The sequence below is a fragment of the Streptomyces sp. NBC_00442 genome (assembly GCF_036014195.1).
Taxonomy (GTDB): domain Bacteria; phylum Actinomycetota; class Actinomycetes; order Streptomycetales; family Streptomycetaceae; genus Streptomyces.
In genome coordinates this window covers 5,215,137-5,240,429 of sequence record NZ_CP107918.1, presented here as the reverse complement: position 1 = coordinate 5,240,429, position 25,293 = coordinate 5,215,137, and the positions used below count along the sequence as shown (strand labels likewise).

20 protein-coding genes are annotated in these 25,293 nt (G+C 72.2%); 15 read left to right on the top strand and 5 right to left on the bottom strand.

Features of this window, described 5'->3' with window-relative positions; genetic code table 11:
• Position 1 precedes the first annotated feature (1 nt).
• Both OG432_RS23325 and OG432_RS23320 read right to left on the bottom strand, forming a co-directional pair.
• Positions 2-763, bottom strand: coding sequence for an NAD-dependent epimerase/dehydratase family protein (locus OG432_RS23325; RefSeq protein WP_328312894.1), 762 nt, complete (start codon positions 761-763; stop codon positions 2-4).
• A gap of 34 nt (positions 764-797) precedes the next feature.
• Positions 798-1,862 (bottom strand): ketoacyl-ACP synthase III family protein, encoded by a 1,065-nt coding sequence (locus OG432_RS23320; protein WP_328312893.1) that lies wholly within the window; start codon positions 1,860-1,862, stop codon positions 798-800.
• Positions 1,863-2,077: 215 nt separating this feature from the next.
• On the opposite strand from OG432_RS23320, the gene OG432_RS23315 reads away from it, so the two are divergent.
• The 10 genes from OG432_RS23315 to OG432_RS23270 all read left to right on the top strand — a co-directional run bounded on the left by OG432_RS23315 (position 2,078) and on the right by OG432_RS23270 (position 15,820).
• The gene (locus OG432_RS23315) at positions 2,078-3,286 is read left to right on the top strand and encodes a glycosyltransferase (protein WP_328312892.1); all 1,209 of its coding nucleotides are present in this window, start codon (positions 2,078-2,080) and stop codon (positions 3,284-3,286) included.
• Positions 3,274-4,440 (top strand): nucleotide disphospho-sugar-binding domain-containing protein, encoded by a 1,167-nt coding sequence (locus OG432_RS23310; RefSeq protein ID WP_328312891.1) that lies wholly within the window; start codon positions 3,274-3,276, stop codon positions 4,438-4,440. Before OG432_RS23315 ends, OG432_RS23310 begins: the two co-directional genes overlap by 13 nt.
• Positions 4,441-4,483: 43 nt before the next feature.
• Entirely contained in the window at positions 4,484-5,413 is a 930-nt protein-coding gene (locus OG432_RS23305) for an ABC transporter ATP-binding protein (RefSeq protein WP_328312890.1), read from the top strand.
• Positions 5,413-6,126, top strand: coding sequence for an ABC transporter permease (locus OG432_RS23300; RefSeq protein ID WP_161254873.1), 714 nt, complete (start codon positions 5,413-5,415; stop codon positions 6,124-6,126). Before OG432_RS23305 ends, OG432_RS23300 begins: the two co-directional genes overlap by 1 nt.
• Positions 6,127-6,265: 139 nt before the next feature.
• On the top strand, positions 6,266-7,468 hold the full coding sequence (locus OG432_RS23295) for a nucleotide disphospho-sugar-binding domain-containing protein (protein WP_328312889.1): 1,203 nt from the start codon (positions 6,266-6,268) through the stop codon (positions 7,466-7,468).
• A complete protein-coding gene (locus OG432_RS23290) occupies positions 7,465-10,626 on the top strand; it encodes an AMP-binding protein (RefSeq protein WP_328312888.1) in 3,162 nt (1,053 codons plus the stop codon). Before OG432_RS23295 ends, OG432_RS23290 begins: the two co-directional genes overlap by 4 nt.
• Positions 10,614-11,780 (top strand): nucleotide disphospho-sugar-binding domain-containing protein, encoded by a 1,167-nt coding sequence (locus OG432_RS23285; RefSeq protein WP_328312887.1) that lies wholly within the window; start codon positions 10,614-10,616, stop codon positions 11,778-11,780. The genes OG432_RS23290 and OG432_RS23285 overlap by 13 nt, the downstream gene beginning before the upstream one ends.
• Positions 11,768-12,937, top strand: coding sequence for a glycosyltransferase (locus OG432_RS23280; RefSeq protein ID WP_328312886.1), 1,170 nt, complete (start codon positions 11,768-11,770; stop codon positions 12,935-12,937). The genes OG432_RS23285 and OG432_RS23280 overlap by 13 nt, the downstream gene beginning before the upstream one ends.
• Positions 12,934-14,766 (top strand): MFS transporter, encoded by a 1,833-nt coding sequence (locus tag OG432_RS23275; protein WP_328312885.1) that lies wholly within the window; start codon positions 12,934-12,936, stop codon positions 14,764-14,766. Before OG432_RS23280 ends, OG432_RS23275 begins: the two co-directional genes overlap by 4 nt.
• On the top strand, positions 14,654-15,820 hold the full coding sequence (locus OG432_RS23270; protein ID WP_328312884.1) for a nucleotide disphospho-sugar-binding domain-containing protein: 1,167 nt from the start codon (positions 14,654-14,656) through the stop codon (positions 15,818-15,820). Before OG432_RS23275 ends, OG432_RS23270 begins: the two co-directional genes overlap by 113 nt.
• 496 nt (positions 15,821-16,316) lie before the next feature.
• Here the strand turns inward: OG432_RS23270 and OG432_RS23265 are convergent, their stop codons facing one another.
• Both OG432_RS23265 and OG432_RS23260 read right to left on the bottom strand, forming a co-directional pair.
• Complete coding sequence (locus tag OG432_RS23265; RefSeq protein WP_328312883.1) at positions 16,317-16,580, bottom strand: phosphopantetheine-binding protein; 264 nt, start codon at positions 16,578-16,580, stop codon at positions 16,317-16,319.
• A 29-nt stretch (positions 16,581-16,609) separates the two neighbouring features.
• Positions 16,610-18,151 (bottom strand): class I adenylate-forming enzyme family protein, encoded by a 1,542-nt coding sequence (locus OG432_RS23260; protein ID WP_328312882.1) that lies wholly within the window; start codon positions 18,149-18,151, stop codon positions 16,610-16,612.
• Between the two features lie 381 nt (positions 18,152-18,532).
• Between OG432_RS23260 and OG432_RS23255 the strand changes: the two genes are divergently transcribed.
• From OG432_RS23255 to OG432_RS23235, 5 genes are all read left to right on the top strand, one after another.
• Positions 18,533-19,675 carry a MupA/Atu3671 family FMN-dependent luciferase-like monooxygenase gene (locus OG432_RS23255; RefSeq protein WP_328312881.1) on the top strand — a complete coding sequence of 381 codons (1,143 nt, stop codon included), beginning with the start codon at positions 18,533-18,535 and terminating at the stop codon, positions 19,673-19,675.
• Between the two features lie 104 nt (positions 19,676-19,779).
• A complete protein-coding gene (gene ssuE / locus OG432_RS23250; protein ID WP_328312880.1) occupies positions 19,780-20,403 on the top strand; it encodes an NADPH-dependent FMN reductase in 624 nt (207 codons plus the stop codon).
• A 96-nt stretch (positions 20,404-20,499) separates the two neighbouring features.
• On the top strand, positions 20,500-21,567 hold the full coding sequence (locus tag OG432_RS23245; RefSeq protein WP_328312879.1) for a glucose-1-phosphate thymidylyltransferase: 1,068 nt from the start codon (positions 20,500-20,502) through the stop codon (positions 21,565-21,567).
• Positions 21,564-22,628: a dTDP-glucose 4,6-dehydratase gene (gene rfbB / locus OG432_RS23240; RefSeq protein WP_328312878.1), complete on the top strand. Its 1,065-nt coding sequence runs from the start codon at positions 21,564-21,566 to the stop codon at positions 22,626-22,628. The genes OG432_RS23245 and rfbB overlap by 4 nt, the downstream gene beginning before the upstream one ends.
• Positions 22,625-24,229, top strand: a complete 1,605-nt coding sequence (locus OG432_RS23235; RefSeq protein ID WP_328312877.1) for an FAD-dependent oxidoreductase — start codon at positions 22,625-22,627, stop codon at positions 24,227-24,229. The genes rfbB and OG432_RS23235 overlap by 4 nt, the downstream gene beginning before the upstream one ends.
• A 343-nt stretch (positions 24,230-24,572) precedes the next feature.
• Here OG432_RS23235 and OG432_RS23230 read toward each other — a convergent pair whose 3' ends face one another.
• Positions 24,573-25,196 carry a dTDP-4-dehydrorhamnose 3,5-epimerase family protein gene (locus tag OG432_RS23230; RefSeq protein ID WP_328312876.1) on the bottom strand — a complete coding sequence of 208 codons (624 nt, stop codon included), beginning with the start codon at positions 25,194-25,196 and terminating at the stop codon, positions 24,573-24,575.
• Between the last annotated feature and the right edge of the window lie 97 nt (positions 25,197-25,293).

Sequence of the window (25,293 nt, the reverse complement as noted above, 5' to 3'; positions counted from 1 at the left end):
GTTACGCGGTGACCGGCAGTTGCGCATAGGCGTGGACGTACTTGTCGAGAACCGTGCGGTAGTACTCCGGTCCGAAGCCGAGCCCGTACACCGGCGGCACGAGGCGGCAGAGCTTGTCGATGGAGACGGGCTGGGCGCCGGATGCCTCCACGTAGGACTTCTCGGCGCGGACGCCGAGCAGGCCCTCCATGTGGGTGACGACGTCCTCGATGCGCGGGGCGTGGCCCGAGGCGACGTTGACGACGTCACGGGTGCGGCCGTCGACGAGCAGCGTGTGCACGATCTTGATGACGTCCTCGACGTCGATCAGGTCGCGCTGCGCGCCGCGGTACACCTGGATGCTGCCGCCGACCAACTGCCGTACCAGTGCGGGCAGGAGCTGGTGCGCCGGCTGGTTGAAGCCGACGACGTGCGACAGGCGCAGGATCAGGTACTCGACGTCCGAGGACTTGACGACCGCTTCGAGGGACAGTTTGTGGCGGCCGTACGGGGTCGCCGGGTAGACGGGGCCGTCCTCACGGCCGGGCGAGGCGTCGGGCACCGAGTACATCCCGGCGGACGCGGTGGAGAAGAACACCAGGCGCTTGCCCGTTTTCTCGCAGTGCCGCAGCACCTCGTACAAACGCTTGGACTCGCGGGTGTACTGCTCCGGCGGAATGTCGCCGGCGGCCGAGACCCCGGCGGCCAGCGCCACCACGTCGGGGTGGTGGCCGGCGATGCCTGCCAGGTGTCCGGCCAGGAAGCCCCTGCCGACTATCTCCATGGGGTGTGCCAACTCCTTGTGACGGGCGGCTTGTTCAGGCCGCGGCGGGTGCGGCCCAGGCGGGGATCTCCAGGATTTCCAGCACGGCGGTGGTGATGGTGTAGCCGGCTCCGCCGCCGTAGAGCATCACGTGGTCGCCGGTCTTCAACTGGCCCGTGAGCAGCAGGTTTTCGAGCCCTGCGGCCCAGTCTCCGGCGCCGATGTGGCCGCTGCGGCGGGCGAACTCCCAGGTGGTCTCGGATTCGTCGACGCCGAGCAGGTGGTGGATCTGGAAGGGGCCCTTGATCCGTCCGGTGGAAGGGATGATGACGAACGCGATGTCGTCGATCTCCAGGCCCGCGTCGTCCAGGACGGACTGCTTGGCCTCCTGCATCACCTTGCCGAAGCGGATGTTGGTCATCGTCTCGTCGCTGACGGCCTTGTGGGCGTCGCCGCGTGCGGTGAGGTCGATCTGCCGTTCGGCGGCGCGCGAGACGGGGGCGAACTCCTCGTCGCCGCGGGCCATCGGCTCCAGGGAGTTGTCGGCGACGGTCGCGGTGGCCACGAGGCGCGCGAAGCCGCCTTCGGTGGACAGGACGGTGGCGGTCGCGCCGTCGGCGTAGGCGTTGCCGTGCCGCAGCTGCCAGCGGTTGGCGCCGGGCCCGCCGAAGCGGTCGGCGGTGGTGAGCATGACCGCGCTGCCCCGGCCGTAGCCGGCCGCGAGGTGGGCGGCGGCCAGATCGAGTCCGCTGATGCCGATGTTGCAGCGCTGCTGCACGTCGAGGCCGGGCACGGTGGCGCCCACGGTGCGCTTGGCGATGTAGGACGCGGCCGGCCAGATGTCGAGGCCCTGGAACCAGGTGCTGCCGTGCAGGAGCAGGGAGTACGCGGACTTGTTCAGGCCGGAGCGCTGGTGCGCGGTGCGGCCCGCGGCGACGGCCATGTCCGGCGGCGCGGTCCAGCCCTCCGCCTCGCTCTCGCGGGCGATCCGCACCGACTCGTACCCGAAGTCGTCGATCCACTCCTGGCCGCACTCCCCGGCCGCGACGGCCTCGGCCACCGGGACGGGCTCGGGCAGCCAGGTGCCGAGCGAGGCGACATAGATCTCGTTCCAACGCATCCAGCTACTCCCCTGTTCGGCGGTTCGGTCGGATCCTTCGGGCATACGGCATGCGCCCAAGGTCGCCACCGCCTCTCGAATCGGACTTGAGTGCGGCCGGGGAAGGTCAGGACAAGGGCGGCTCAAGTGACATTCGAGCGGGGCCGGTCACGCTCTTGGGCATGACCGACGGGCGGTCCTCACGGACCGCTCCCACCCCCCATCGGAGACCCGCCGTGCGCATCCTGTTCACCGCCCATGCGGGCAAGTCGCATCTGCGTCTGCTGATCCCCCTGGCCCAGGCCGCCGTCCGGGCCGGGCACACCGTCGCCGTGGCCGACGACGAGTCCATGCGCGAGGAGAGCGTGAGCTACGGGCTCACCTTCTTCCCCGCGGGCTTCGACTGGGCCAAGGACCCCTTCTGCATCGAGGCGATCGCGCTCCCGCTGTTCCGGGGCGACCAGGAGGCGTACGAGGACGGGCTCGTGGAGTGTGTGCTCGGGCCGCCGGCCCTGGCCGCGGCCCGCGACATCCTGGAGATCGCCGCAGGCTGGAAGCCCGACGTCATCGTCCGCGAGGGCGAGGAGATGGGCGGGCTGCTCGCCGCCGAAGCGCTCGGCATCCCGCACATCGCGGTGGCCGGCGGCTCGACGCACCTGCTGCCGCCCGCCGTGACGCACGAGCCGCTGAACCGGCTGCGCGCCGAGCTCGGCCTGCCCGCGTCCCGCGCGGAGGAGGACGACAACTCCGTCTACCGGCACGGCCTGATCAGCTGGCTCCCGGCCGAGTGCACCGGCGACGACCTGGATCCGCGCACCCTGCGCCACTACCGCCAGACCGCGCCCTACCGCAGCGACGACAAGGCCCTGCCCTGGCTCGCCCACCTGCCCGACGACAAGCCGGTGGTGTACGCCTCGATCGGCACGATGGCGCCGTCCATGCCGTGGAAGTCCGACGAGGTGCTGCACGCCGTGATCGAGGCCGTCTCCGGTCTGGAGTGCACGGCGCTCGTGTCGATCGGCGTGGGCCGCGACCCCGAGGAGTTCGGCGAGGTGCCGGAGCACGTGCGGCTGCTCACCGAGTGGGTGCCGCAGGACGTGCTGCTGGAAGCCGCGGACGTGTTCGTCACGCACGGCGGCCACAGCAGCATCCGCGAGGGGCTGCGCAGCGGTACGCCGATGCTCGTCACACCGATGTACGACGACCAGCCCAACTCCGCCGAGCACGTGGCCGACGTCGGCAGCGGCATCAACCTGCCCGCCTACTGGGTCACCGGCGAGACCGTCACCGAGGCGCTGGGGCGGCTCCTCACCGAGCCGGCCTTCCGGCTGCGCGCGGCGGCCGTGCGGCGCTCCGTCCTCGCCTGCCCGCCGGTGGAGCAGCTCGTCACCGACCTCGAAGCCCTTGTGGCCGCGACCGCCCAGGAGAAGACATGCGCGTCCTAGTGACCGCTCTGGTCCCCAGCCACATCGTGCCGATGGTGGCGCTGACCTGGGCGTTGCGCGCGGCCGGGCACCAGGTGCTGGTGGCGGGCGACGCCGAGCTGGTGACGTTCGCCTCCGCCGCCGGCCTCGACACGCGCCTCGTCGGCGGCGGCGAGACCCGCCAGCGGATGACCCGGCCCGGCGCCGTGGCGATGCCCGACCGGGCCGGCATGGACCGCCGCGCGGACTCCGAGTGGGACGCGGCCGGCGAGCGCTGGCGCACCCGGCTCGGCGGGTACATCGACGAGCTGGTGGACCTCGGCCGTCACTGGGAGGCCGATCTGGTGATGACGGACCCGGTGGAGTTCGGCGGTCTCGTGGTCGCCGGGGCGCTCGGCGTGCCCGGTGTCGTCCACCGCTGGGGCCCGGACGACTTCACCAGCCCGCTCCTTCGCCAGGCCAGGATTCAACTCCACGACCTGTGCGCCGAGTTCGGGGCGGACGGCTTCCCCGACCCGGCCCTGATCATCGACCCGAGCCCGGCCTCGCTGCTCCCCGGGGGCGACAACACCCCGGGCCTGCTCTCGCGGTACGTGCCGTACTGCGGCACCGCCGAACTGCCCGACTGGGCGGTCCTGCGGCCCGAGCGGCCCCGGGCACTGCTGTGCCTGGGCATGTGGCACGGGCGGGTGCTGGCCGAGACGGGCGAGCTGCCGCTGGGCTTCCGGCACGTCCTGGACGCCTGCACCGAGCGGGGCCTCGACGTGCTGTTCCCGATCGATGCCCAGTACCACGCGGCGCTGGCCGGGATTCCGTCCTCCGTCAAGGTCGTCGACCGCTTCCCGATCGGCCCGGTGATGCGCCACACCGCGCTCGCCGTCCACCACGGCGGCAGCGGCACCAGCATGACGTCGTTCGCCTCGGCCGTCCCGCAGCTGGTGCTGCCCGGCGACAAGCCGTTCCTCCAGACCACCGGCCGGCTCGTCCAGGAGTCCGGTTCCGGGATCAGCCTCGCCACCGAGGCCGAGCAGCACGACCCCTCGCTCGTCCGGGAGGCCCTCGCCGGTCTGCTGGACAACGAGCGCCACCGCAAGGCCGCGCAGGACGTTCGCGCGGAGATCGAATGCCTGCCAGGCCCCACGGAACTGGTCCACACCTTGGAAGGGCTGATCTGACATGCGCTCACTCACACAGGAAAGGGAACAGGTGCCACCCCCCATGGCAGAACAGCACGGCCCGCCCGCGGTCGTTTTCAAGGGTGTCGTCAAGGAGTACGGCAGCGTCCGCGCCGTCGACGGGATCGATCTGACGATCGGCCGCGGTGAGACGGTCGCCCTCCTCGGCCCCAACGGCGCCGGCAAGTCCACCACCATCAACATGCTCCTCGGGCTCTTCCCGCCGGACCAGGGAACCATCGAGGTCTTCGGCAAGAAGCCCGAACTCGCCATGCGGGCGGGCCACTTGGGCGCCATGCTCCAGGAGGGGAAGATGATTCCCCGGGTGTCGGTGCGCGAGCTGGTCGACTTCGTGCGTCAGACCTACCGCAAGCCGCTGCCGCTCCAGGAGATCCTGGACCTGGCCGAGCTCTCCAAGATCGCGAACCGGAACGTGGACCGGCTCTCCGGCGGCCAGGCCCAGCGGGTGCGCTTCGCCCTCGCACTGGCCGGCGACCCGGACCTGGTGGTCCTGGACGAGCCGACCGCCGCCCTGGACGTCGAGTCGCGGCGTGAGCTGTGGGCCGCGATGCAGCGGTACGCGGAGCGCGGCAACACCGTCCTGTTCTCGACGCACTACCTCGAAGAGGCCGACGACAGCGCCGACCGCGTCGTCGTCATCGCCTCGGGCCGGGTCGTCGCCGACGGCACCACCTCGCAGATCAAGTCGATGATCGAGGGCCGCACGGTCAGCTTCGTGCCGCGCGGCCGCCAGGAGGGCTTCGACCTGCTGCCCGGCGTCTCCTCCGTGGAGCACCGCGGCGGGCGCGTCCACCTGCGCACCAGCGACTCCGACTCCACGGTGCACGCGCTCTCCCGCGCCGACGCCTTCACCGACCTGGAGGTGTCGGGCGTGGGCCTGGAAGAGGCCTTCATCGCGCTCACCCACCAGTCCCGCCACGCGGCCGCCGCTCCGGAAGGACGGACCACCTGATGCTCGGTTACATCCGCCTCGAAATCCTGCGGCTCGTCCGCAACGGCGGCTACCTCATGATGAGCCTCATCATGCCGGTCGGCCTCTACGTCACCCTCGCGGGCGGCGGCCCCGACCAGGAGTCCCTGGTGCGGGCGATGGTGGGCGCGGCCGCGTTCGGCGCGCTCGGCGTGGTCATCACCAACGGCACCGGCATCGCCGAGGACCGGGCGCTCGGCTGGCTGCGCCAGCTGCGCCTCACCCCGCTCTCGCCGGTGCAGGTCGTCATCGCCCGCGGCGCCGTCGCCACGTGCCTCGGCATCCTGCCGATCGTGGTCATCGGCCTGATCGGCAAGTTCTACCGGGGCGTCGACCTGTCGCCCGGCACCTGGCTGGAGATCTTCCTGCTGCTTTGGGTCGGCATCGCCCCGCTCGCGATGCTCGGCATCGGCATCGGCTACCTCTTCAAGGCGCAGCTCGCCCAGATCGCCGGCACCGTCTCGTACCTGACCCTCACGCTGCTCGGCGGCCTGATGATGCCGACCGACACGCTGCCCAGCTGGCTCCAGCCGCTGTCGAAGGAGACCCCGGTCTACCGCTATGCCCAGCTCTCCTGGGACGCGGCCGCCAACTCCGCGCCGAGCGGCACCGGCCTCGGGGTGCTCGCCCTGTGGACGGCGCTGCTCGCGGCCTTCGCGGCCTTCGCCTACCGCAGGGGCGGCCGCCGCGCCTGATCCGCAGCTCGTCCGACCGTGCCCGCAGGGACTCCCCCTGCGGGCACTTTCGTGTTCGTACCGGACGCGAGTCGCATTCGAGCGGATGCCCCCACCCTTGCCCTGCCACTGACCGTACGCGATGGAGTGAGGCAACTGAATGCGCGTGTTGTTCGTGGGGCACGGCCCGGCCCATGTCCCCTGGATCATCCCCCTCGCCTGGGCCTGCCGCCTTGCGGGCCACGAGGTGCGGGTGGCGGTGCGGCCCCAGTGCGTGGCCCCGGTCACCCGGGCCGGTCTGGTGGCCGTGCCCGTCGGTGACGAGGCCGCGACCGCCGAGGTCGCGGCCCGCCGACTCGGCCTCGGTCCGGGCAGGTTGAAGGCGGCGGCCGAGTCGGTCGCGGTCCTGGACGCCGACCTGAGCGAGGCGCTCATCGAGAAGATGATCGCCGTCGCCGACACCCTCACCGACGACCTCGTCGACTTCGCCCGCTTCTGGCGCCCGGACATCGTGGTGCACGACACGGCGGCCGCGGCCGGCCTGGTGGCCGCCGCCGCGGTCAAGGTCCCGGCGGTCGGCCACACCTGGGGCGTGTCGCTCGGCGTGCACTGCGAGAGCGAGGCCGAACTGCGCCCCTCCTACGCCAGGCTCTTCGAGCGTTTCGACGCCGACCCGGTGGTCGGCCCCTCGGTGTGGATCGACCCGTGCCCGCCGGGCCTTCGCCCGCCGCACGGGGTGCGCCGCGCCGACATGCGCTACATCCCGTTCGCCGGCCCCGCCGCCCTTCCGGACTGGCTGCGCTCGGAGCGCGGCTCGGGCCGCCCCCTGGTGTGTGTCACCGGCGGCGTCACGACGTCCGCCCTGGACGAGGTGCGCGACCACGTGGTGCGCTCGCTGCTCGACCTGGACACCGACGTCGTTCTCGCGGTCACCCCCGAGCAGGCCGCGAACACCGGTCAACTCCCCTACGGCGTACGGATGGTGGAGTCGTTCCCGCTGGACGTGCTGCTCGCGCACTGCGACGCGCTGGTCCACCACGGCGGCGTCGGCAGCGGGCTGATCGCCGTCACCCACGGGCTTCCGCAGCTGCTCCTGCCGCGCAACGCCTTCCAGGAGCACTGGTCGCATCTGGTGCGCGCATCGGGCGCGGGGACCGCGCTGCCCGCGGACGCCGAGGAGGGCGCGGTGGGAGCCGCCGTACAGGACCTGCTGCGGCGGCCCTCCTACCGGGAGCGGTCCGAGGCGCTGCGGGCCGAGAACGACCGGATGCCCACCCCCGACCGGCTGGTGGGCTTCCTGGAGCAGTGCGTGAGAGCCGGTCGCACGGACGTTCCCACACCTGAGGAGACAGGAAGACGATGACCGTACTCCTTGAGCCCACGACGGGCACGAACCGCTTCGTGCGGGGCGAGACGATGCACGGCCTGTTCCAGGACGCGGCCCGCCGTTTCCCGGAGGCGGTCGCCGTGCGCCACAGGGGGGTCGGCGTCTCCTACCGCGAGCTCGACGCCGTGTCCGACGCGTACGCGGCGCTCCTTCAGGCGCGCGGCGTGCGGCGGGGCCATCTGGTGCCGGTGCTCATGGAGCGCGGCATCCCGCAGATCGCGGTGCTGCTCGCGCTGTTCAAGTGCGGGGCCGCGTATTCGGTCCTGGACGCCCGCTGGCCCGTCGACCGGCTCGAGGCAGTGACCGGCCGGCTGGGCGCGCCGCTCCTGGTGACCACCGTGGACGGGGACTGGTCCGTGCCCGTCTGGGCGCCGCCCGCCGAGGAGCTGTCGCTGACCGCCGCGCGCGGCCTGACCCCCGCGCCGGTCGCGGTGAGCGGCTCCGACGCCTGCTCGGTGTTCTTCACCTCGGGCTCCACCGGTGCTCCCAAGGGTGTGGTGTCGAGCCACGAGAACGTGGTGCGCCTGTTCGACGGGGCGTTCTACGCCGAGCTCGGCCCCGGCACCGTGATGCCGCAGACCGCTCCCCCGACCTGGGACGGCTTCGCGCTCGACTGCTGGAGCATGCTCCTGACCGGCGGGCGCACCGTGCTGCTCGACGAGACGGTCCTCGTGCCGCGCACCCTGCGGGCGCTGATCGCCGAGGAGGGCGTCAACGCCGCGTTCATGACGACCCAGCTGTTCAACATGCTGGTCACCACCGATGTCGGCGCCTTCGCCGGGATGAAGTGGCTGTCCATCGGCGGCGAGCGGGCCGCCCCGCCCCGGGTGCGCGCCTTCCTCGCCGAGCACCCCGGCATCCCGCTGCTCAACGTGTACGGGCCCGTCGAGTGCGGCGCGGTCGTCACCGCACACGTGGTGCGCGACGAGGACTGCGACGATCCGGCCGGCATCCCGCTGGGCCGCGCGCTCGCGCACACCGATGTGTACGTCCTGGACGGCACCCGGGTGTGCGCGCCGGGCGAGACCGGCGAGCTGTGCCTGGGCGGTCCCGGCCTCGCCCTGGGCTACCTCGGGAATCCGGCGTTGACCCGGGAGGTCTTCGTCGAGGTGGAGATCGACGGACACCCCCAACGCCTCTACCGCACGGGTGACTTGGGCAACCGGTCCGCCGAGGGCGTGTTCCACTACACGGGCCGCGGCGACCGACAGATCAAGATCCGGGGCCACCGGATCGAGCCCGCCGAGGTGGAGCGCACCGTGGAGCGGGTGGCCACGGTGACCGGCGCCGCGGTGGTGCCGGTGCCCAAGCCCGACGGCTCCTATCACGGGCTCGCGCTGTTCTACACGCGCGGCGCCGCCGGGATCGGCCCCGCCGAGCTGCGCCGGCGCCTGGCCGAGCTGCTTCCGGAGTATCTGGTGCCCCGCCGGGTCCAGCTCGTCGACCGGTTCCCGCAGCTCGCCAACGGCAAGGTCGACCGGCGCGATCTCGCCGCCCGGGTGCGTCCCGAGCGGGAGCATCCGGCCGGGCCCGCCGAGTCGTTCGAGGGCACGGCGGCCCTGGTCGCCGACGGGTTCCGGGCGGTGCTCGACACCGACCGCGTGCCCGGCGACGTCTCGTTCTTCGAGCTCGGCGGAAGCTCCCTCGAAGCGGCCCGGCTGTGCCAGCACCTGGACGCGGTGCTCGGCGCGGCCGTACAGCCCTCGCAGATCTTCCGCACTCCGACCGTGCGCCGGCTCGCCGCGTGGCTCGACGCCACGGCCCGCTCGGCCGAGGCCGCCGACGCCCCGGTCCCGGGCCTGGAACCCGGCGAGATCCTGCTGCCGCCCGAGCAGTCCGGCTTCCTGTTCGCCGCCGCCCACGACAAGGACGGTCTCGGCGGCCTGTGCCGGATGACCTGGTGGATCGAGGGGCCGGTCGACGTCGACGCCCTCACGCGCGCGGTCGGCGACGTCCATCTGCGCCACCAGGCCCTGCACGCGCGGTACTTGATCCGCAACAACGAGATCGGTTACGCGGTGGTGCCGGAGACACCGGCCGCCGCCGAGGTGCTGTTGCTCGACGACGCGGCCGACGAGCGGCGGGCCGCCCGGGACTGGCTGGCCGCCGCGCTCACCCCGCTGCGGGTGCGCGACGCCGAGGTGTGGCGGTGCGCCGCGGTGCGCGCCGAGGACACCGGACGCACCCTGTTCGGCCTGGTCGCCCACCACGTGGCGTTCGACGGGGCGTCCGAGACGGTGCTCGCCGGCGACCTCTCACTCGCCTACGCCGCCCGGCTCGCGGGCCGCGCCCCCGCCTTCCCGGCTCCGGCCGCGACCCTCGCCGAGGTGTCCGCCGACCACCGCAGGGTGATGTCCCGGGTGGACCTGGCGGAGCAGGCCGAGTACTGGGAGGACCACCTGGAGCTTCAGGAACCCCTGGAGCTGCCGGGCCGCGCCGACAACGACATCAACGCCGGGCCCGGCCACTCCCCCTCGCTCACCGTCACCAACACCGAGCTCGCCCGCTGGGACGAGCGGGCCCGCGAACTCGGCACCACCCGCTTCGCTCTCCTCGCCGCACAATTCGGCCTGGTACTCAGGGAGTTGACGGGACAGGAGGACATCGCCGTCAAGGTCCCGGTGGCCCGGCGCGGCAGCGAGGTGCTCGCCTCCGCCATCAGCTGCCGGGTCGACCTGCTCTTCCTGCGCTTCTGGCCGCCGCACAAGGACGACGGCGCCGGGCTCCTGGAGCGGGCGGTCACCCATGTCGACGAGGCGCTGGCCGCCCAGGAGACCGGCGGCGCCCAGCTGGCCCGCACCGTGGTGCTGACCGGCGGCGGCGAGTCGCTGCGCCCGATGCCGAGCTTCCTCATGCAGGACGACCCCGACCCGCGCCTCGAACTCGCCGACTGCACCGCCCAGTTGTCGCGCATCGGCGCGCCCACCATGTTCACCGAGCTGGAGCTCGACGTCCGCATCACGCCGGACGGCGCCCTGATCACCGCCTCGGTACGCACCGACCGGATCCCGGCCGAGATCGCGGACCGGGTGGTGACCTCGTACACCGAGCGTCTGCGCCGCGGCCCCGCCGCACCGGCCGCGCCCCTCGCCGCTCCCCTCACCCCCTCCAAGGACACCTCATGCGTGTACTGATCCTGAGCAGCCCCGAGTCCACCCACTTCACCTGCATGGTGCCGCTGGCCTGGGCGCTGCGCGGCGCCGGGCACGAGGTCCTGGTCGCCGGGCAGCCCGACATCATCCCGATGGCTCGTTCGGCGGGCCTCAACACGGTGTCCGTGGGACGGCAGTTCTTCGGCAAGGACCTGCTCAGCCCGCCGCTGCCGCCCGACAAGCGGCCCATCGAGATCGTCGGGCCGCTCACCCCGAAGATGACCATGATCGGCTCCCGGGTGTGGGTGCTGCACACCCGCTACATGGCACCCAAGTACCTCGAAGTCGCCGCGGCGTTCAAGCCCGATCTGGTGATCTCCGAGATCTTCGACTGGGTCGCGTGCCTCGTCGGCGGCGTGCACAAGATCCCGGTGGTGTCGCACCGCTGGGGCGTCGACCCGATGAGCCACCTGATGCGGGCCACCGCCGAGGACCTGCTCCAGGGCACCTGTGAGCGGCTCGGCATCGAGGGCGGCCTGCCCAAGCCCGATCTGCTGCTCGACCCGGCGCCCCCGCAGCTCCTGGTGAAGGGCGCGCCGGCCGGCGCGCCGATCCGGCACATCCCCTTCAACGGCACGGGATCCGTGCCGAGTTGGCTGCGCCACCGCGGTGACAAGCCCCGGGTCTGCGTGACCATGGGCCGCCAGACCATCTCGCTCGGCGGCCTCCCCATGTTCCGCGGCATCGTCGAGGCCTTCGGCGACCTGCCGGAGACCGACGCGGTGATGACGGTGCAGGAGGAGTTCGTCGACGAGCTCGGCACCATCCCGTCCAACGTGACCATCATCGCGCCGACCCCGCTCAATGGCTTCCTCGACACGACGGACGCGGTGGTCACCCACGGCGGCGCCAACACCCTGCTCGCCGTGGCGAGTTTCGGCGTACCGCAGCTGATCATGCCGCAGCTGGTCGACCAGTTCGAGGGCGGCGATCTGCTGGCCGCCGCCGACGCCGGCCTGACGCTGCGCACCGCCGAGGCGCAGAACGACCCGGCCCAGGTGGCCGAGGCCGTACGCACCCTGCTCGCCGAGGAGCGCTTCGCCAAGGGCGCCGGCGTCCTCGCCGAGACCATGGCCGCCATGCCGAGCCCCGCCGCCGTCGTCCGTGACCTGGAGAACCTCCGATGCGCGCACTGATCATCGCCACCCCCGTCGACACGCACTTCCTGCCCCTGCTGCCGCTGGTCCGCGCGCTCACCGGCGCGGGCCACGAGGTGCTCGTCGCCGGGCAGCCCGACGTGACCGGGCCCGCCGCGGCCGCGGGCCTCGCGACCGCCACGTTCGGCGAGGCCTTCCACTACATGGATCTGCGCCGGGGCCGTCGGCCCGAGGGCCTGCGCCCCATCGAGGTGGTGGGCCGCCCGCCGGCCCAGCAGATCGACGGCGCCGCCCAGATGTGGCGCAACCACGCCCCGTACTTCCTGTACGACTACCTCGACCTGGCCCGTGAGTGGCGGGCCGACCTGGTGATCTCGGACCACATGGAGTTCGCCGGCCCGATCGTCGCCGAGGTGCTGGGCGTACCGAGCGTCTGGCACCGCTGGGGCGTGGCCCCCACCAGCGCGTTCATGCTGGGCCTGACCCGGATGTGGCTCGGCCCGCTGTGTGAGCGCCTGGGTCTGGGCTCCGTACCGGAGCCGGACCTGATCCTCGACCCCGCGCCGACCTCCCTCGGGAGCGCCGACGCACCCCCCGCCCGGCCGATCCGCCCCGAGCCGCACACCGGCGGCGGCACGCCCTGGACGTACACGGCCGCACCCGGGCGCCGGGTCGCGGTGGCGCTGGGCGGCTACACCCTCGACCTGGACGGAGCCCCGCTCCTTCGCCGGGTCCTGGACGCGCTGTCCGCCGCGGGAGGTGTGGAGGCGGTCGTCCACGCGGCCCCCGAGCACCGGGCGGCGATCGGCGCCCTGCCCGAGGGCATGACGTACACCGGGGAGAGCGCGCCCGGCCTGCTCTTCCCCGGGGCCGACCTCGTGGTCCACCACGGCGGGCCCGGCTCCACGCTCGCCGCCGCCGCGCTCGGCATCCCCCAGCTGGTGCTCCCGCAGCTCGACGAGACGTTCCTCGCGGGCGACAAGGTCGCGGCGGCGGGCGCCGCGATCACCCTGGACAGCGCCGAACGCCAGAACAGCGAGCCCGAACTCGCCGCCGCGATCGGCCGGTTGCTCACGGAGCCCGCCTTCCGCGCCGCCGCCGAGCGCTTGCGCGACGAGGTGCGCGCCATGCCCAGCGCGGCCGACACGGTCCCCCTGCTCGAACAGTTGACGACACGTCAGGAGGTACTGGCGTGAGCACCGACGTGACCGCCGAAGCCACCGGAAACGACTCGGCCCCCCAGAAGGCGGCCAAGACGGGAGCCCAGGAGACGGCCGACGTGGCGGCCAAGGAGAAGAAGCCCAATCCGAACGGCATGAGCGACATCCAGGTCCTGGTGTTCATCGTCTGCGCGATGGCCACCATGACACTGGCCCTGCTCGACGGCTCGATCATCTCCTCGGCCGTCCTGCCGATCGTGCGCGACCTCGACCCGGCCCACGGCATCGACCGCTTCCCCTGGCTGATCACCGCGTACCTGCTGGCCGCGACGGCCGCGCAGCCGCTGTACGGCAGGCTCAGCGACAGTTACGGGCCGCGCCGCATCTACCTCGCGGCGCTCGGCACGTTCCTCGCGGGCTCCGCGCTGTGCGCGACCGCGCACTCGCTCACCCAGCTGATCGTCTTCCGTGCCGTCCAGGGGCTCGGCGGCGGCGGTCTGATGAGCATGACGCTCATCGTGATCGCCACCCTGTACCCGCCCAAGTCGCGGGCCGGACGCTCCAACGCGGGCGGCGCGCTCATAGCGGCCGGCATCATCGCCGGGCCCATGATCGGCGGGCCGCTCAGCGAGAACCTGTCCTGGCGCTGGATCTTCCTGCTCAACGTGCCGCTCGCGGGCCTCGCCCTGGCCGGCGTGGCCTGGGCGCTGCGGCTCCCGGTCAAGGGCACCCGGCAGAAGGTCGACATCCTCGGCTCGGTGCTCATCGCGGCCGCCACGTGCGCGCTGCTGCTGGGCGTGAAGGCGTACGGCGAGCACAACTCGTTCTCGGGTCCGGTCCTGCCCTACTTCTACGGCGGCTTCCTGATGGCCGGCGCGTTCGTGGCCCGGCAGCTGAAGGCGGCCGATCCGCTGATGCCGCTCACCCTGTTCAAGGACAAGGTGTTCAGGCCCGCCGCGATCCTCCAGTTCGTGGGCGGCTTCGCGCTGCTTTCGCTGCCGGTGTTCCTCATCAACTACCTGAACATCGTGCGGGGCGTCTCGCTCGACGCGGTCGGCCTGCACTTGATCCCGCTCGCCGTCGGCGTCGTGCTGGTCTTCCTCGGCTGGGGCAAGATCATCACTCGTACCGGCAGGTGCAAGCCGGTCCTGGTGGCCACCACGGCGACGGCGACCACCGCGGTCGCCGGGCTCGGCCTCACCGTGGCCGACGCCAGCGTCTGGCAGCTCGACCTGCTGCTCCTGCTGCTCGGGGTGGGGCTGGGCGGCGTGACCCAGATCGCGCTGTTCATGACCCAATCGGCCGCTTCCGCGGACCAGTTGGGCGTGGTCACCACCACGTCCCGGTTCGCCACGATGCTGGGCACCACCATCGGCGGCACGGTGCTCGGCGCGGTGCTCAGCGCCCGCTTCGCGTCCGCGGCCGGAGCCTCCGGCGTCAAGGACCCGGACGCCGCGGCCGCCCAGCTCGCCGGGCTCGACGCGGTCCGCCGCCACCTGGTGACCGACGCCTTCGCGCACGCCACGTCCACGCTGCTCCTGACGGCCGCGGGGCTCCTGCTGGTCGCGCTGGTCACCGCCCTGCTCATGAAGGACGTCGACGTGAACGCGCTGGCCGACGGGGCCGCCGGCCCGTCGGACGCGGAGCCCGCCGACGCCTTTGGCGCTGAGGCGTCCGCCGACTCCCCCACCCCCGCCTCCACCCCCGCACCCGCCGAGAAGGCCGCCCCACAGTCCGAGGAGGACGACGACGATGCGCGTACTGATGCTGAGCACCCCCTTCCCCACGCACTTCACCCCCATGGTGCCGCTGGCCTGGGCGCTGCGGGGAGCGGGCCACGAGGTGATGGTCGCCGCGCAGCCTGACGTCACCGACGCGGCCCGCGCCGCCGGGATCTCGGCCGTCGACATCGGCGACCGCTTCCACGGCCTGGACGTCCTCCAGCGTCATCTCCCCTCCGGCGTACGCCCGTTGGAGCTGATGGGGCCGACGCCGCCGGCGAAGATGGCGGGCGCCACCAAGCTGTGGGAGACCCACGCCCGTTATCTGGTCAGCTCCTACCTGGAGTTCGCCCGCGAGTGGCGGCCCGACCTCATCGTCTCCGAGCAGATGGAGCTGGCCGGCCAGCTCGTGGCCGGCGCCCTCGGCATCCCCTCCGTGCAGCACCGCTGGGGCGTCGACCCGCTGAGCGGGCCCTCGCGCGCCTCGGCCCGCAACTTCCTGCACGGGACCGCCGAGCGCCTCGGCCTCGACGGCCTGCCCGACCCGACCCTGCTGCTCGACCCGTGCCCGCCGGCCCTTCGCCACCCGAGCGCGGCGCCGGGCGCACCCATCGGTTACGTCCCCTTCAACGGCACGGGCACCGTGCCCGACCGGCTGCACCGGCCGGCCGCGGACGGGGTGCGCCGTGTCGTGGTGTGCCTGGGCCGCCAGACTCTCGTCCTCAACGGGACCGGGCTGTACCGCTCGATCATCGCGGCGTTCGACGGGCTGGAGAACGTCGAGGCGGTGGTGACGGCGGACGCGTCCTTCCACGAGGGCTTCGGCACGGTGCCGGACAACGTCCGTGTCGTCGAGCCTGTCCCGCTCAACCTGTTCCTGCGCGACTGCGACGCGGTCATCCACCATGGGGGCGCCAACACGACGCTCACCTCGTGCTCGTTCGGCCTCCCCCAGGTGGTCCTCCCGCAGATCGTCGACCAGTTCGCCTCGGCGGAACTGCTGGCCGCGGCCGGCGCCGCCCGAGTCCTCGGCGAGGCCGCCCCGCAGAACGACCCCGGCCAGGTGCGCGAGGCGATCCGGGACGTGCTGGACGACCCGCGCTACCTCAAGTGTGCGCAGGAGTTGCGGGCGGACATGGCGGAGATGCCGAGTCCGGCGCGGGTGGTGGAGGATCTGGAGCGGCTGGTCGTGAGCTGATCCCCAACTCCGCCTCACAGCAGGGCCCTTGCCACTCCCGGCAGGGGCCCTGCCCCTTGCTCCCACGCCCGAGGCCGTTCGCGCAGCTCCCCGCGCCCCTAACCCCGCCTTCGTGTGCGGACCGTGCCCGCTTCTCGCGCAGTTCCCCGCGCCCCTTAACTGCTCGGTGCCGGGCGGCATGGACATCCTCAGCCCGTCATGGGGGTCCCCCTGGCCCTTAAGGCCTTGGGAAAACGCGTCGGGGTCTAGGGCGGAGCCAGGGGCTGAGGCCCGCGCATGCGGAAGGGGCCCGCCGACCGGAGTGGTCGGGGGCCCCTTCGGGGGACGGCCGGTACGGACTAGCCGCGGCGCTTCTTCAGCGCGTCCCCGCCGAACTTCACGACGAGGCAGACGACGACGGTGACGGCGAGACCGATGATGAGGTGGCTCATGGTGTCCTCCAAAGGACGTATATGGGTGGGGGGTTGGATGGTGCGGCGGAAACGTGGCGTGCGGGTCAGGCGTGTGCGGCGGTGCGCTGGGCCGCGAGTACCGCCCACAGCGCACCCGGCGTCGCGAAGGTCGCGCCCGTGAGCTTGTCCTCGGGGATCTCCACGTCGTACTGGTCCTCAAGGCGGACCAGGAGCTCGATGGTGGCCATCGAGTCCAGGCCGACGGCCTTGAGGTCGAGCGCGGGGTCCAGCGGGGCGGTGACCCGTGGCAGGACCGAGGTCAGCAGCTGTTCGAAGCCGGCGTCCCACGAGACGTCAGTGGTGGTCATGGCTCAATCTCCTTACGGGATAACTTCGGTCACTTCTGTTCGCGGCGCAGGCGCTGCTTGTCGGTCTTGCCGTTCGGGGTGAGCGGAAGCGCGTCGAGCAGGTGGCAGGCGGCGGGGACCTTGGCGGCCTCCAGGCGCTCCGTCAGCTGGGCGAGCACCTCGTCGGGCGTCAGGGAGGTGACGGCGTACAGCGTGAGGTCGTGGCCCTCGGCCGGGGCCAGGGCGGCGGCGGCCGTGACGCCCTCGATGTCGAGCGCGGCCGTCTCGATCTCCAGGGTGCCCATGCGGACGCCCTTGCGCTTGAACAGGTCGTCGCGGCGCCCCTCGAAGTAGAGGTGGCCGTCGGTGTCGAGGTGCCCGTAGTCGCCGGTGTGCAGGGTGACCTCGCCGGTGACCGGGTCGGGGCGGAACCGCAGCGCGGTCTGCTCCGGGGCCTGCCAGTAGCCGGTCATGATGTGCGGTCCCCGGACGCAGATCTCGCCGACGGTGCCGGGCGGCAGCAGCCGGCCGTCGTCGTCCAGGATCAGCACCTCGGTGCCGTCCAGTGCGCGGCCGACCGAGCCGGGGCGCTCGATGTCGCCGTCCGGTTCGAGCACGGTGATGCGCTTGCACTCGGTGGTGCCGAACATCGGGGAGACCCGGGCGTGCGGGAAGGCCGCGCGCAGCTGGGCGATGACGGGCCCGGTCAGGGCCGCGCCGGTGTTGGTGAAGAGGCGTACCGGGGGTGCCTCGCGGCGGTCCCGCCTGGCCAGCGTGAGCAGCATCTCGCCGAGCGAGGGCACCAGCGGAACGACGGTGACCTTGTGCTCGTGCAGGGTGCCGAGAAGCCGTACGTGACGGTCGGGCGAGGTCAGCAGCACCTGGGCGCCGGCGATCACGGACAGCAGGATCTGGTAGAGCCCGTAGTCGAAGGAGACCGGCACCGCCACTAGGACGACGTCGTCCTCGCGGTAGTTCAGCCGGGCCTGGATGGCGCGGGCCGCGAACACGATCGGGGCGTGGGTGCTGACCACGGCCTTGGGCGCCGAGGTGGAGCCCGAGGTGTAGATGAGCAGTCCGAGGTCGTCGGGGGCGACGGGCGCCTCGTCGAGCGTGGCGGGCGCCTCGTCGTACAGCGCCTCGGCGCCGCGGCGCACCTCGTCGAGCCCGAAGACCGGGCTGCTCGTCAACTCCCGCAGGATCGCGGTGTCTTCGGCGTCCTGACCGATCACGAGGACCGGGTCGCAGTCCGGTACGACGGTGTTCAGGTGGAAGCGTTTCATCGCCGGGTTGACCGGCACGAAGACGATGCCGCGGCGCAGGGCGGCGAACATCAGGGCGGTGAAGGCGCGGGTGTTGCCGACGCGGACGAGGATCCGGTCCGCGTGCCCCACGCCTTGGGCGGTGAGCCAGTCGGCGTACGCCCGTGACCAGGCGTCCAGTTCCGCGTAGGTCCACACGCCCGATGCGTCGCGCACCGCGGGGGCGTCGGGGCGCGTGGCCACGGCCGCGGCGAGCAACCCATAGACGGTGGGGACGGTGGGGTCGGTGTCGGTGCCGGTGTCCGCGGCAACCAGCGTCTGAGTCGTCATCCAGCAACCTCGTGGTCATCGGAACGGATGGGGGTCACCCGAGCGTGAGGGGGTTGCCTCGACCCCGGATCGAGCGTCGGTGGACGCCGGCCCTGCGGGGCCGGAACCCCGCACCCTGCGAGTTGTACGGGGTTCGGCTGCGGGCCGTCCGTGGCTGGTCGCGCAGTTCCCCGCACCCCGGGCTTCGAGCCGTCCTCGTCTGTCGCTCGATCCATGACAACGGGTCGAACTCGCGCAGGACTTGAGCCGTACTGGAGCGCTCGGCCTGCCCGGGACTCAAGTCCGGTGCGAGGAGGCCGCCCCATGGTGTCGCCGGGCAGCAAGCCCCCATGGTGACGACCCCGCCGCGACGACGTCCGACGGGGAAGGAGGCAGCGCTAAATGAACGCGGATTCCCGGCAGACCGGCAGCCAGGGTGCGGACGGCTCGGCAGGTGAGCGGCCGCTGGACTTCGGTGTCTTCTTCTTCGCCGCGGTCGGCGACCGGGCTCAGGAGACCTACCGTCTGATGCTCGACGCGGCCCGCCGCGCCGACGAGCTCGGCTTCGGCTTCGTATCGACGCCCGAGCGCCACTTCCACCGCTTCGGCGGTGCCTTCCCCAACCCGGCGGTGACGTCGGCGGCGATCGCCGCGGTGACCGGCCGCATCCAGATCCGGGCCGGCAGCGTCGTGACGCCCCTGCACCCGGCCGCCCGCATCGTCGAGGACTTCGCGATGGTGGACGGCATATCGGGCGGCCGGGTCGCGATCTCGGTGGGCTCGGGCTGGAACGTCAACGACTTCGTGATCGCGCCGGACAAGTACGAGAACCGGCGCGAGCAGATGATCAAGGATGTCGGTGACATCAGGACGGCCTGGCGCACCGGGCACTGGACCGGGCCCAATCCGCTGGGTGTCGAGACCACGCTGCCCGTCTTCCCGCGTCCGGTGCAGGACGACCTGTCGGTGTGGGTGACCGCCTCGCGCAGCGAGGGCACCTTCCGCGAGGCGGGCCGGCTCGGCTGCAACATCCTGACCCATCTGGAGAACCAGGACGTCGAATCGCTCGGCGACAAGATCGCCCTGTACCGGGCGGCGCGCGCCGAGGCCGGCTGGGAGGGTCCCGGCACGATCACCGTGATGATGCACACCTACGTCGCCGACGACGCCGACGAGGCCCGCCGGGTGGGCGGCGGCAGCCTGCGCGACTATCTGCTCTCCGCCATCGATCTGGAGGCCCTCGCGGTCGAGGCGGGCGGCCGGATGAGCGGCAACAAGCAGGGCCGCGAGGTGCTGTCCGCGGTGAAGGCGCAGCGCAAGCTGGCCGAGCTCGGCCTCAACCGTTACCTGTCGGGCAACTCGCTGATCGGGTCGGTCGAGGAGTGCACCGAGACCGCGCGCCGGGTGCGGGCGGCCGGTGTCGACGAGATCGCCTGCCTGGTGGACTTCGTCGCCGACCCGGAGCTGGTACTGGCTTCCCTTGAGCGGGTCGCCGCGGTGCGCCGCGAGGCGGCCACGGCCGCCGAGCCGGCCCTCGCCGCCTGACCCCGGCCGGGCTGCGCCGCCGCCGATCCCGATCCGGCTCGCACCGCCGCCCGTTGCCCGGACTTGACCACGAGCAACTCCCTTCTTATCCCAGGAGGTTGTCCATGCCGACGATCCTCGCCGTCTCCGGCAGTCCGTCGCCGGTCTCCAGCACCCACCAGGTGCTCACTCTCGCCGCGGAGCGGCTCGCCGCCCGCGGGCACCGCGTGGAGTCGCTCGCCGTGCGCACCCTGCCCGCGGCCGAGCTCCTGCGCGCCGACCTCAGCAACCCCCAACTCGCCGATGCTGCGGCCCTGTTCGCGGCGGCCGACGCCGTGGTCCTGGCCACTCCGGTCTACAAGGCGGGCTGCTCGGGGCTGCTCAAGTCCTTCCTCGACGTCCTTCCGCAGTTCGGCCTCGCGGGCAAGGTCGTGCTGCCGCTGGCCACCGGCGGCTCGCTCGCCCATGTGCTGGCGCTCGACTACGGGCTTCGCCCGGTGCTGATGTCGATGAAGCCGCGGGCCGTCTCGGAGAGCTTCTTCGTGCACGCGGGCGGCATCCGCAAGGGCCCGTGCGGTTTCGCCGGCCTGGAACCCGAGACGGAGGCCCTGCTGCACGAGGCCACCGACGCCTTCGCCGACCTGGTGGAGAGTCTCACCGAGGGCGGCGCCGACGGCCTCGCCCAGGGCGCCTCCGCGCGCGCCACGGAGGCCGCCACCCCCACCGTCCGGCTGGTGCCCGCCGCCTGACCCGCGGCCACAGGACCACCCGCGCTCCTCAACATCCCCTATTCATGTGCCTGTTGATGTGTCGATCACGACGTAACCACGACAGAAGAGGACCCCATGAAGGCTCTGGTTCTGAGCGGCGGTACGGGAAGCCGACTGCGCCCGTTCAGCTACTCCATGCCCAAGCAGCTCATCCCGATCGCCAACAAGCCCGTCCTGGAGCGGGTGCTCGACAACATCCGTGACCTCGGCGTCACCGAGATCGGCATCATCGTCGGCAACCACGTCGAGGAGATAGCCGAGGCGATCGGCGACGGCTCCCGGCTCGGCGTCGAGATCACGTACATCCCGCAGGAGAGCCCGAAGGGTCTCGCCCAGTGCGTGCAGCTCGCGCAGGACTTCCTCGGCGACGACGACTTCGTGATGTACCTCGGCGACAACATGCTCCCCGACGGCATCGCCGAGGCGGCCGCGGAGTTCCACGCGCTGCGCCCGGCCGCGCAGGTGCTGGTCGCGCAGGTCGAGGACCCGCGGGCCTTCGGCGTCGCCGAGGTCGACGCGACGGGTGTGGTGGAGCGGCTCGTCGAGAAGCCCCCGGTGCCGCGCTCCAACCTGGCGCTCATCGGCGTCTACTTCTTCACCCCGGCCATCCACGAGGCCGTCGACTCGATCGTGCCGAGCGCGCGCGGCGAGCTGGAGATCACCGACGCGATCCAGTGGCTGGTGACCAGCGGTGCGACCGTCCGGGCCCAGGAGTACTCGGGGTACTGGAAGGACACCGGACGCGTCGAGGACGTCCTGGAGTGCAACCAGATGCTCCTCGACGGCATCGCGCGCCGCGTGGACGGCGACGTCGACGACCAGAGCGTGCTGATCGGCGCGGTCGTCGTCGAGGCCGGCGCGAAGATCACCCGGTCGTTCGTGGAGGGCCCCGTCGTGATCGGCGCGGGCACCGTCCTGGAGGACAGCCACGTCGGGCCGCACACGTCCATCGGCCGTGACTGCGTCCTGTCCGGCACCCATCTCGACTACTCGATCGCCCTCGACGGTGCGACGATCTCCGCGGTGCGGGGCCTGCACGGCTCCCTGCTCGGCCGGGGCGCCGCGGTCACGGGCATCGACCTGGCCAGCCGCCACCACCGTCTGGTGGTCGGCGACCACACCCGCGTGGAGGTCGCGGCATGACGAACACCGACACGGACAAGAGCGGCACGGGCAAGAGCGGCACGGGCAAGAGCGGCACGGAGAAGAGAGCCTTGAACAAGATCCTGGTCACCGGCGGCGCGGGCTTCATCGGCTCGCACTACGTCCGCACACTCCTCGCGGGCGGCTACGAGGGGTACGAGAACGCCGAGGTCACCGTCCTCGACAAGCTCACCTACGCGGGCAACCGCGAGAATCTGCCCGCCGACCACCCCCGGCTCACCTTCGTCGAGGGCGACATCTGCGACCTGCCGCTGCTCCTTCAGCTGTTTCCCGGCCACGACGCGGTCGTGCACTTCGCCGCCGAGTCCCACGTGGACCGCTCCCTGGAGTCGGCCGCCGAGTTCATCGCCACCAACGTCGGCGGCACGCAGAACGTGATGGAGGCCGCGCTGCGCGCCGGTGTCCGGCGCGTGGTGCACGTCTCCACCGACGAGGTGTACGGCTCCATCGACGAGGGCTCCTGGACCGAGGAGTGGCCGCTCCTTCCCAACTCCCCGTACGCCGCCTCCAAGGCGGGCTCGGACCTCATCACCCGCGCCTACTGGCGCACCCACGGCCTGAACGTGTCGATCACCCGCTGCTCCAACAACTACGGGCCCTACCAGCACCCCGAGAAGCTCATCCCGCGCTTCGTGACCAATCTGCTCGAAGGCGAGACGGTCCCGCTGTACGGCGAGGGCGCCAACATCCGTGAGTGGCTGCACGTCGACGACCACTGCCGGGCCATCCAGCTCGTCCTCACCGAGGGCCGCGCGGGCGAGATCTACAACGTGGGCGGCGGCAACGAGCAGACCAACCGCCAGATCACCGAGCGCCTCCTGGAGCTGACCGGAAACGACTGGTCGAAGGTGGTCCGGGTCGCCGACCGCAAGGGCCACGACCTGCGCTATTCGCTGAGCGAGGCGAAGATCGCCGAAGAGCTGGGCTACGCGCCGCGGATCTCCTTCGAGGACGGTCTCGCCGAGACCGCCGCCTGGTACCGCGACAATCCCGGCTGGTGGAAGGCGGTCAAGCACGCGCCGCAGGGGGACCAGAAGTGACACTGCTCGACGCGACGGCGTCCGCACCCCAGGTGCTGGTCGTGGGCGCAGGACCGGTCGGGCTCAGCGCCGCCCACGAGCTGGCCCGGCACGGTGTGCGGGTCCGGCTCGTGGACGCGGCGGCCGGCCCCGCCACCACCAGCCGGGCGCTCGCCACGCATGCCCGCACCCTTGAGACGTACGACCAGATGGGCATCCTGGACGAGCTGCTGCCGCGCGGCCAGCGGGTGGAGCACTTCACGCTCCACCAGAACGGCAACCGCCTGATCCGCTTCGACACCGACTACAGCCGGCTGCCCACCCGCTTCCCGTTCACGCTGATGGTCGACCAGGTCATCACCGAGGAGGTGCTGCGCACCGCGACGGCCCGCCGGGGTGTGGAGGTCGAATGGGGCGTGCGCCTCACGGAGTTCGAGGACCTGGGCTCCGAGGGTGTACGGGCCCGCCTCGTCCACGCCGACGGCACCGCCGAGACCGTGACGGCGGACTGGCTGGTCGGCACGGACGGCGGCCACAGCACCATCCGCAAGCAGCTCGGTCTGAAGCTGGAGGGCGAATCGAGCGAGACCTGGCTGATCGCGGACGCGACCGTGCACTGCGACCTGCCGAAGGACAGCATCCACTGGATGCGCACCCCGACCGGCACCGTGATGATGGTCCCGTTCCCCGAGCCCGGCAAGTGGCGCCTGCTCGACACCGCGGAGACGTCCTACGGCGGCGACGACGCGATGGTGGCCCGGCGCTTCGCGGCGAAGATCACCACCGGCACCGGCAAGCTCGCGGTGGTCGAATCGCCGTCCTGGGTCTCGGTGTTCACCATCCAGCAGCGCATGATCGCCTCGATGCGCACCGGCCGGGTCCTGCTCGCCGGCGACGCGGCCCACGTGCACAGCCCGGCCTCCGGGCAGGGCATGAACACCGGTGTCCAGGACGCGGTCAACCTGTCCTGGAAGCTGGCCGCGGTCCTGCGCGGCGAGGCCCCGGACTCGCTCCTGGACAGCTACAGCGACGAACGGGTGCCGGTGGGCGCGGAGTTGCTGCGCACCACCAAGATGGCGACGATGCTGGTCCAGCTGAAGAGCCGCAGGGCGGCGGCCGCGTTGCGCGCCGCATTCACGGTCCTGCGCTCGCTGCCCCCGGTCAAGGGCCGCATCCAGCGCAAGATCATGGGCGGCATGTCGGCACTCGGCCTCGGCTACGCGGCCGGCCCCCTGGCCCACGCCTCGGCTCCCTCCGCCGGCGTACGCCCCGGCGAACGCGTGGCCCGCGTGACCGCGCCGGTCCTCGCGACCAGCCCCGGCTGGCAGGAGACCGTCGCCGAACTCCAGCGTCCCGAATGGCTGTTGCTCACCTTCGGACCGGCCTTCGAGCACCGCTTCGGCCCCTCGGTACGCGTCCGGACGGTCAACACCCCGGGCCCGGACGCCCTGTCCGACCCGGCCGGCCACCTGTCCACCGCCCTGGGCGCCCCCGCGGGCACCTGGCTCCTGATCCGCCCCGACGGCTACCTGGCCGCGAGGGGCACAGCAAAGGAGTCCCCGTCGACCGCACTGGCCGAGCTGGGCTTCACCCCGGCGGAAACACCCCAACTGACGCGCTGACACAACGCCTTGGGCCCGCCCCCGGAATCCTCCGGGAGCGGGCCCAAGCGCTGTGCCCCTCCGCCACGGCGGACGCGGGCGACTTGGCATGCCGGGTGCCCTACTGGGGGCGCGGGGAACTGCGCGGGACGCGCGCACGGTCCGCACCCGAAAGCGGGGCTGCCGGGGCTCAGCCCCGGACTCCGTTCGGCCTGAACGGCCTCGTCCTCAAACGCCGGACGGGCCGACGATGTGCGCACCGCCCGGCACCGAGCAGCCAAGGGGCACGGGGAACTGCGCGGGATGGGGGCGTTCTCGGGCCGGTGCGGGGCGCGGCCGGAGTGCCGAGGGGGCGCGGATGCGGCTACGCGGCGTGGCGGGGGCGTTCCTGGCCCCTCGCGTAGAGGGAGAGGCACTGCGCGTACGTGGGCAGCAACCCGAGCTCCGCGGCCTCGCCCACCGTAGGTGCCGCCGCGTCCTTCTCGGAAAGCACCGGATCCCCCGTGAGCCACCGCGACCACGGCAGCCCGAGCTCCGGGTCGAACGCCCGCAGGTCGAGCTGCGTACCCGGCACGTACTCGGTGGAGCACAGATAGCTGATGCACGTGTCGTCGGTCAGCGCCACGAACCCGTGCGCGAGCCCCTCCGCCACGAACATCGCCCGCCCGTCCCGCGCGTCGAGCACCGTCGTCACGTGCTCGCCGAACGTGGGCGAACCCACGCGTACGTCGACGACCACGTCGAGCAGCGCCCCGCGCACGCAGCTGACCAGCTTGGCCTGGCCCGGCGGGATGGCCACGCCGTGCAGCCCGCGCACCGTATTGCGCGAGGACGCCGAGTAGTTGACCTGGCGCGGCACGAAGGCGTGTCCGGTCTCGGCGGCGAGCAGGTCGTAGCGGTACGACTCGTGGAAACTGCCGCGGGGGTCCGTCAGCAGCTTCGGCATGATGCGGTACGCGTCCGGTACGGCGGTCTCTTCGATCCTCATGGTGGCGGACGGTAGGCGCCCGTACTCAAGTTCCGGTAGCGCCGCATGACCACCTGTCCAGCGGTCCCCGAGCGCCACGCGCCACAGTGCCGCTCAA

Bases quoted from the DNA above. Each gene is read 5' to 3' on its own strand.
- OG432_RS23310 (WP_328312891.1), top strand. From the start codon at position 3,274: ATGCGCGTCCTAGTGACCGCTCTGGTCCCCAGCCACATCGTGCCGATG.
- rfbB (WP_328312878.1), top strand. From the start codon at position 21,564: ATGACGAACACCGACACGGACAAGAGCGGCACGGGCAAGAGCGGCACG.
- OG432_RS23290 (WP_328312888.1), top strand. From the start codon at position 7,465: ATGACCGTACTCCTTGAGCCCACGACGGGCACGAACCGCTTCGTGCGG.
- OG432_RS23245 (WP_328312879.1), top strand. From the start codon at position 20,500: ATGAAGGCTCTGGTTCTGAGCGGCGGTACGGGAAGCCGACTGCGCCCG.
- OG432_RS23280 (WP_328312886.1), top strand. From the start codon at position 11,768: ATGCGCGCACTGATCATCGCCACCCCCGTCGACACGCACTTCCTGCCC.
- OG432_RS23285 (WP_328312887.1), top strand. From the start codon at position 10,614: ATGCGTGTACTGATCCTGAGCAGCCCCGAGTCCACCCACTTCACCTGC.
- OG432_RS23295 (WP_328312889.1), top strand. From the start codon at position 6,266: ATGCGCGTGTTGTTCGTGGGGCACGGCCCGGCCCATGTCCCCTGGATC.
- OG432_RS23265 (WP_328312883.1), bottom strand. From the start codon at position 16,580: ATGACCACCACTGACGTCTCGTGGGACGCCGGCTTCGAACAGCTGCTG.
- OG432_RS23260 (WP_328312882.1), bottom strand. From the start codon at position 18,151: ATGACGACTCAGACGCTGGTTGCCGCGGACACCGGCACCGACACCGAC.
- OG432_RS23320 (WP_328312893.1), bottom strand. From the start codon at position 1,862: ATGCGTTGGAACGAGATCTATGTCGCCTCGCTCGGCACCTGGCTGCCC.
- ssuE (WP_328312880.1), top strand. From the start codon at position 19,780: ATGCCGACGATCCTCGCCGTCTCCGGCAGTCCGTCGCCGGTCTCCAGC.
- OG432_RS23300 (WP_161254873.1), top strand. From the start codon at position 5,413: ATGCTCGGTTACATCCGCCTCGAAATCCTGCGGCTCGTCCGCAACGGC.
- OG432_RS23230 (WP_328312876.1), bottom strand. From the start codon at position 25,196: ATGAGGATCGAAGAGACCGCCGTACCGGACGCGTACCGCATCATGCCG.
- OG432_RS23270 (WP_328312884.1), top strand. From the start codon at position 14,654: ATGCGCGTACTGATGCTGAGCACCCCCTTCCCCACGCACTTCACCCCC.
- OG432_RS23255 (WP_328312881.1), top strand. From the start codon at position 18,533: ATGAACGCGGATTCCCGGCAGACCGGCAGCCAGGGTGCGGACGGCTCG.
- OG432_RS23325 (WP_328312894.1), bottom strand. From the start codon at position 763: ATGGAGATAGTCGGCAGGGGCTTCCTGGCCGGACACCTGGCAGGCATC.
- OG432_RS23305 (WP_328312890.1), top strand. From the start codon at position 4,484: ATGGCAGAACAGCACGGCCCGCCCGCGGTCGTTTTCAAGGGTGTCGTC.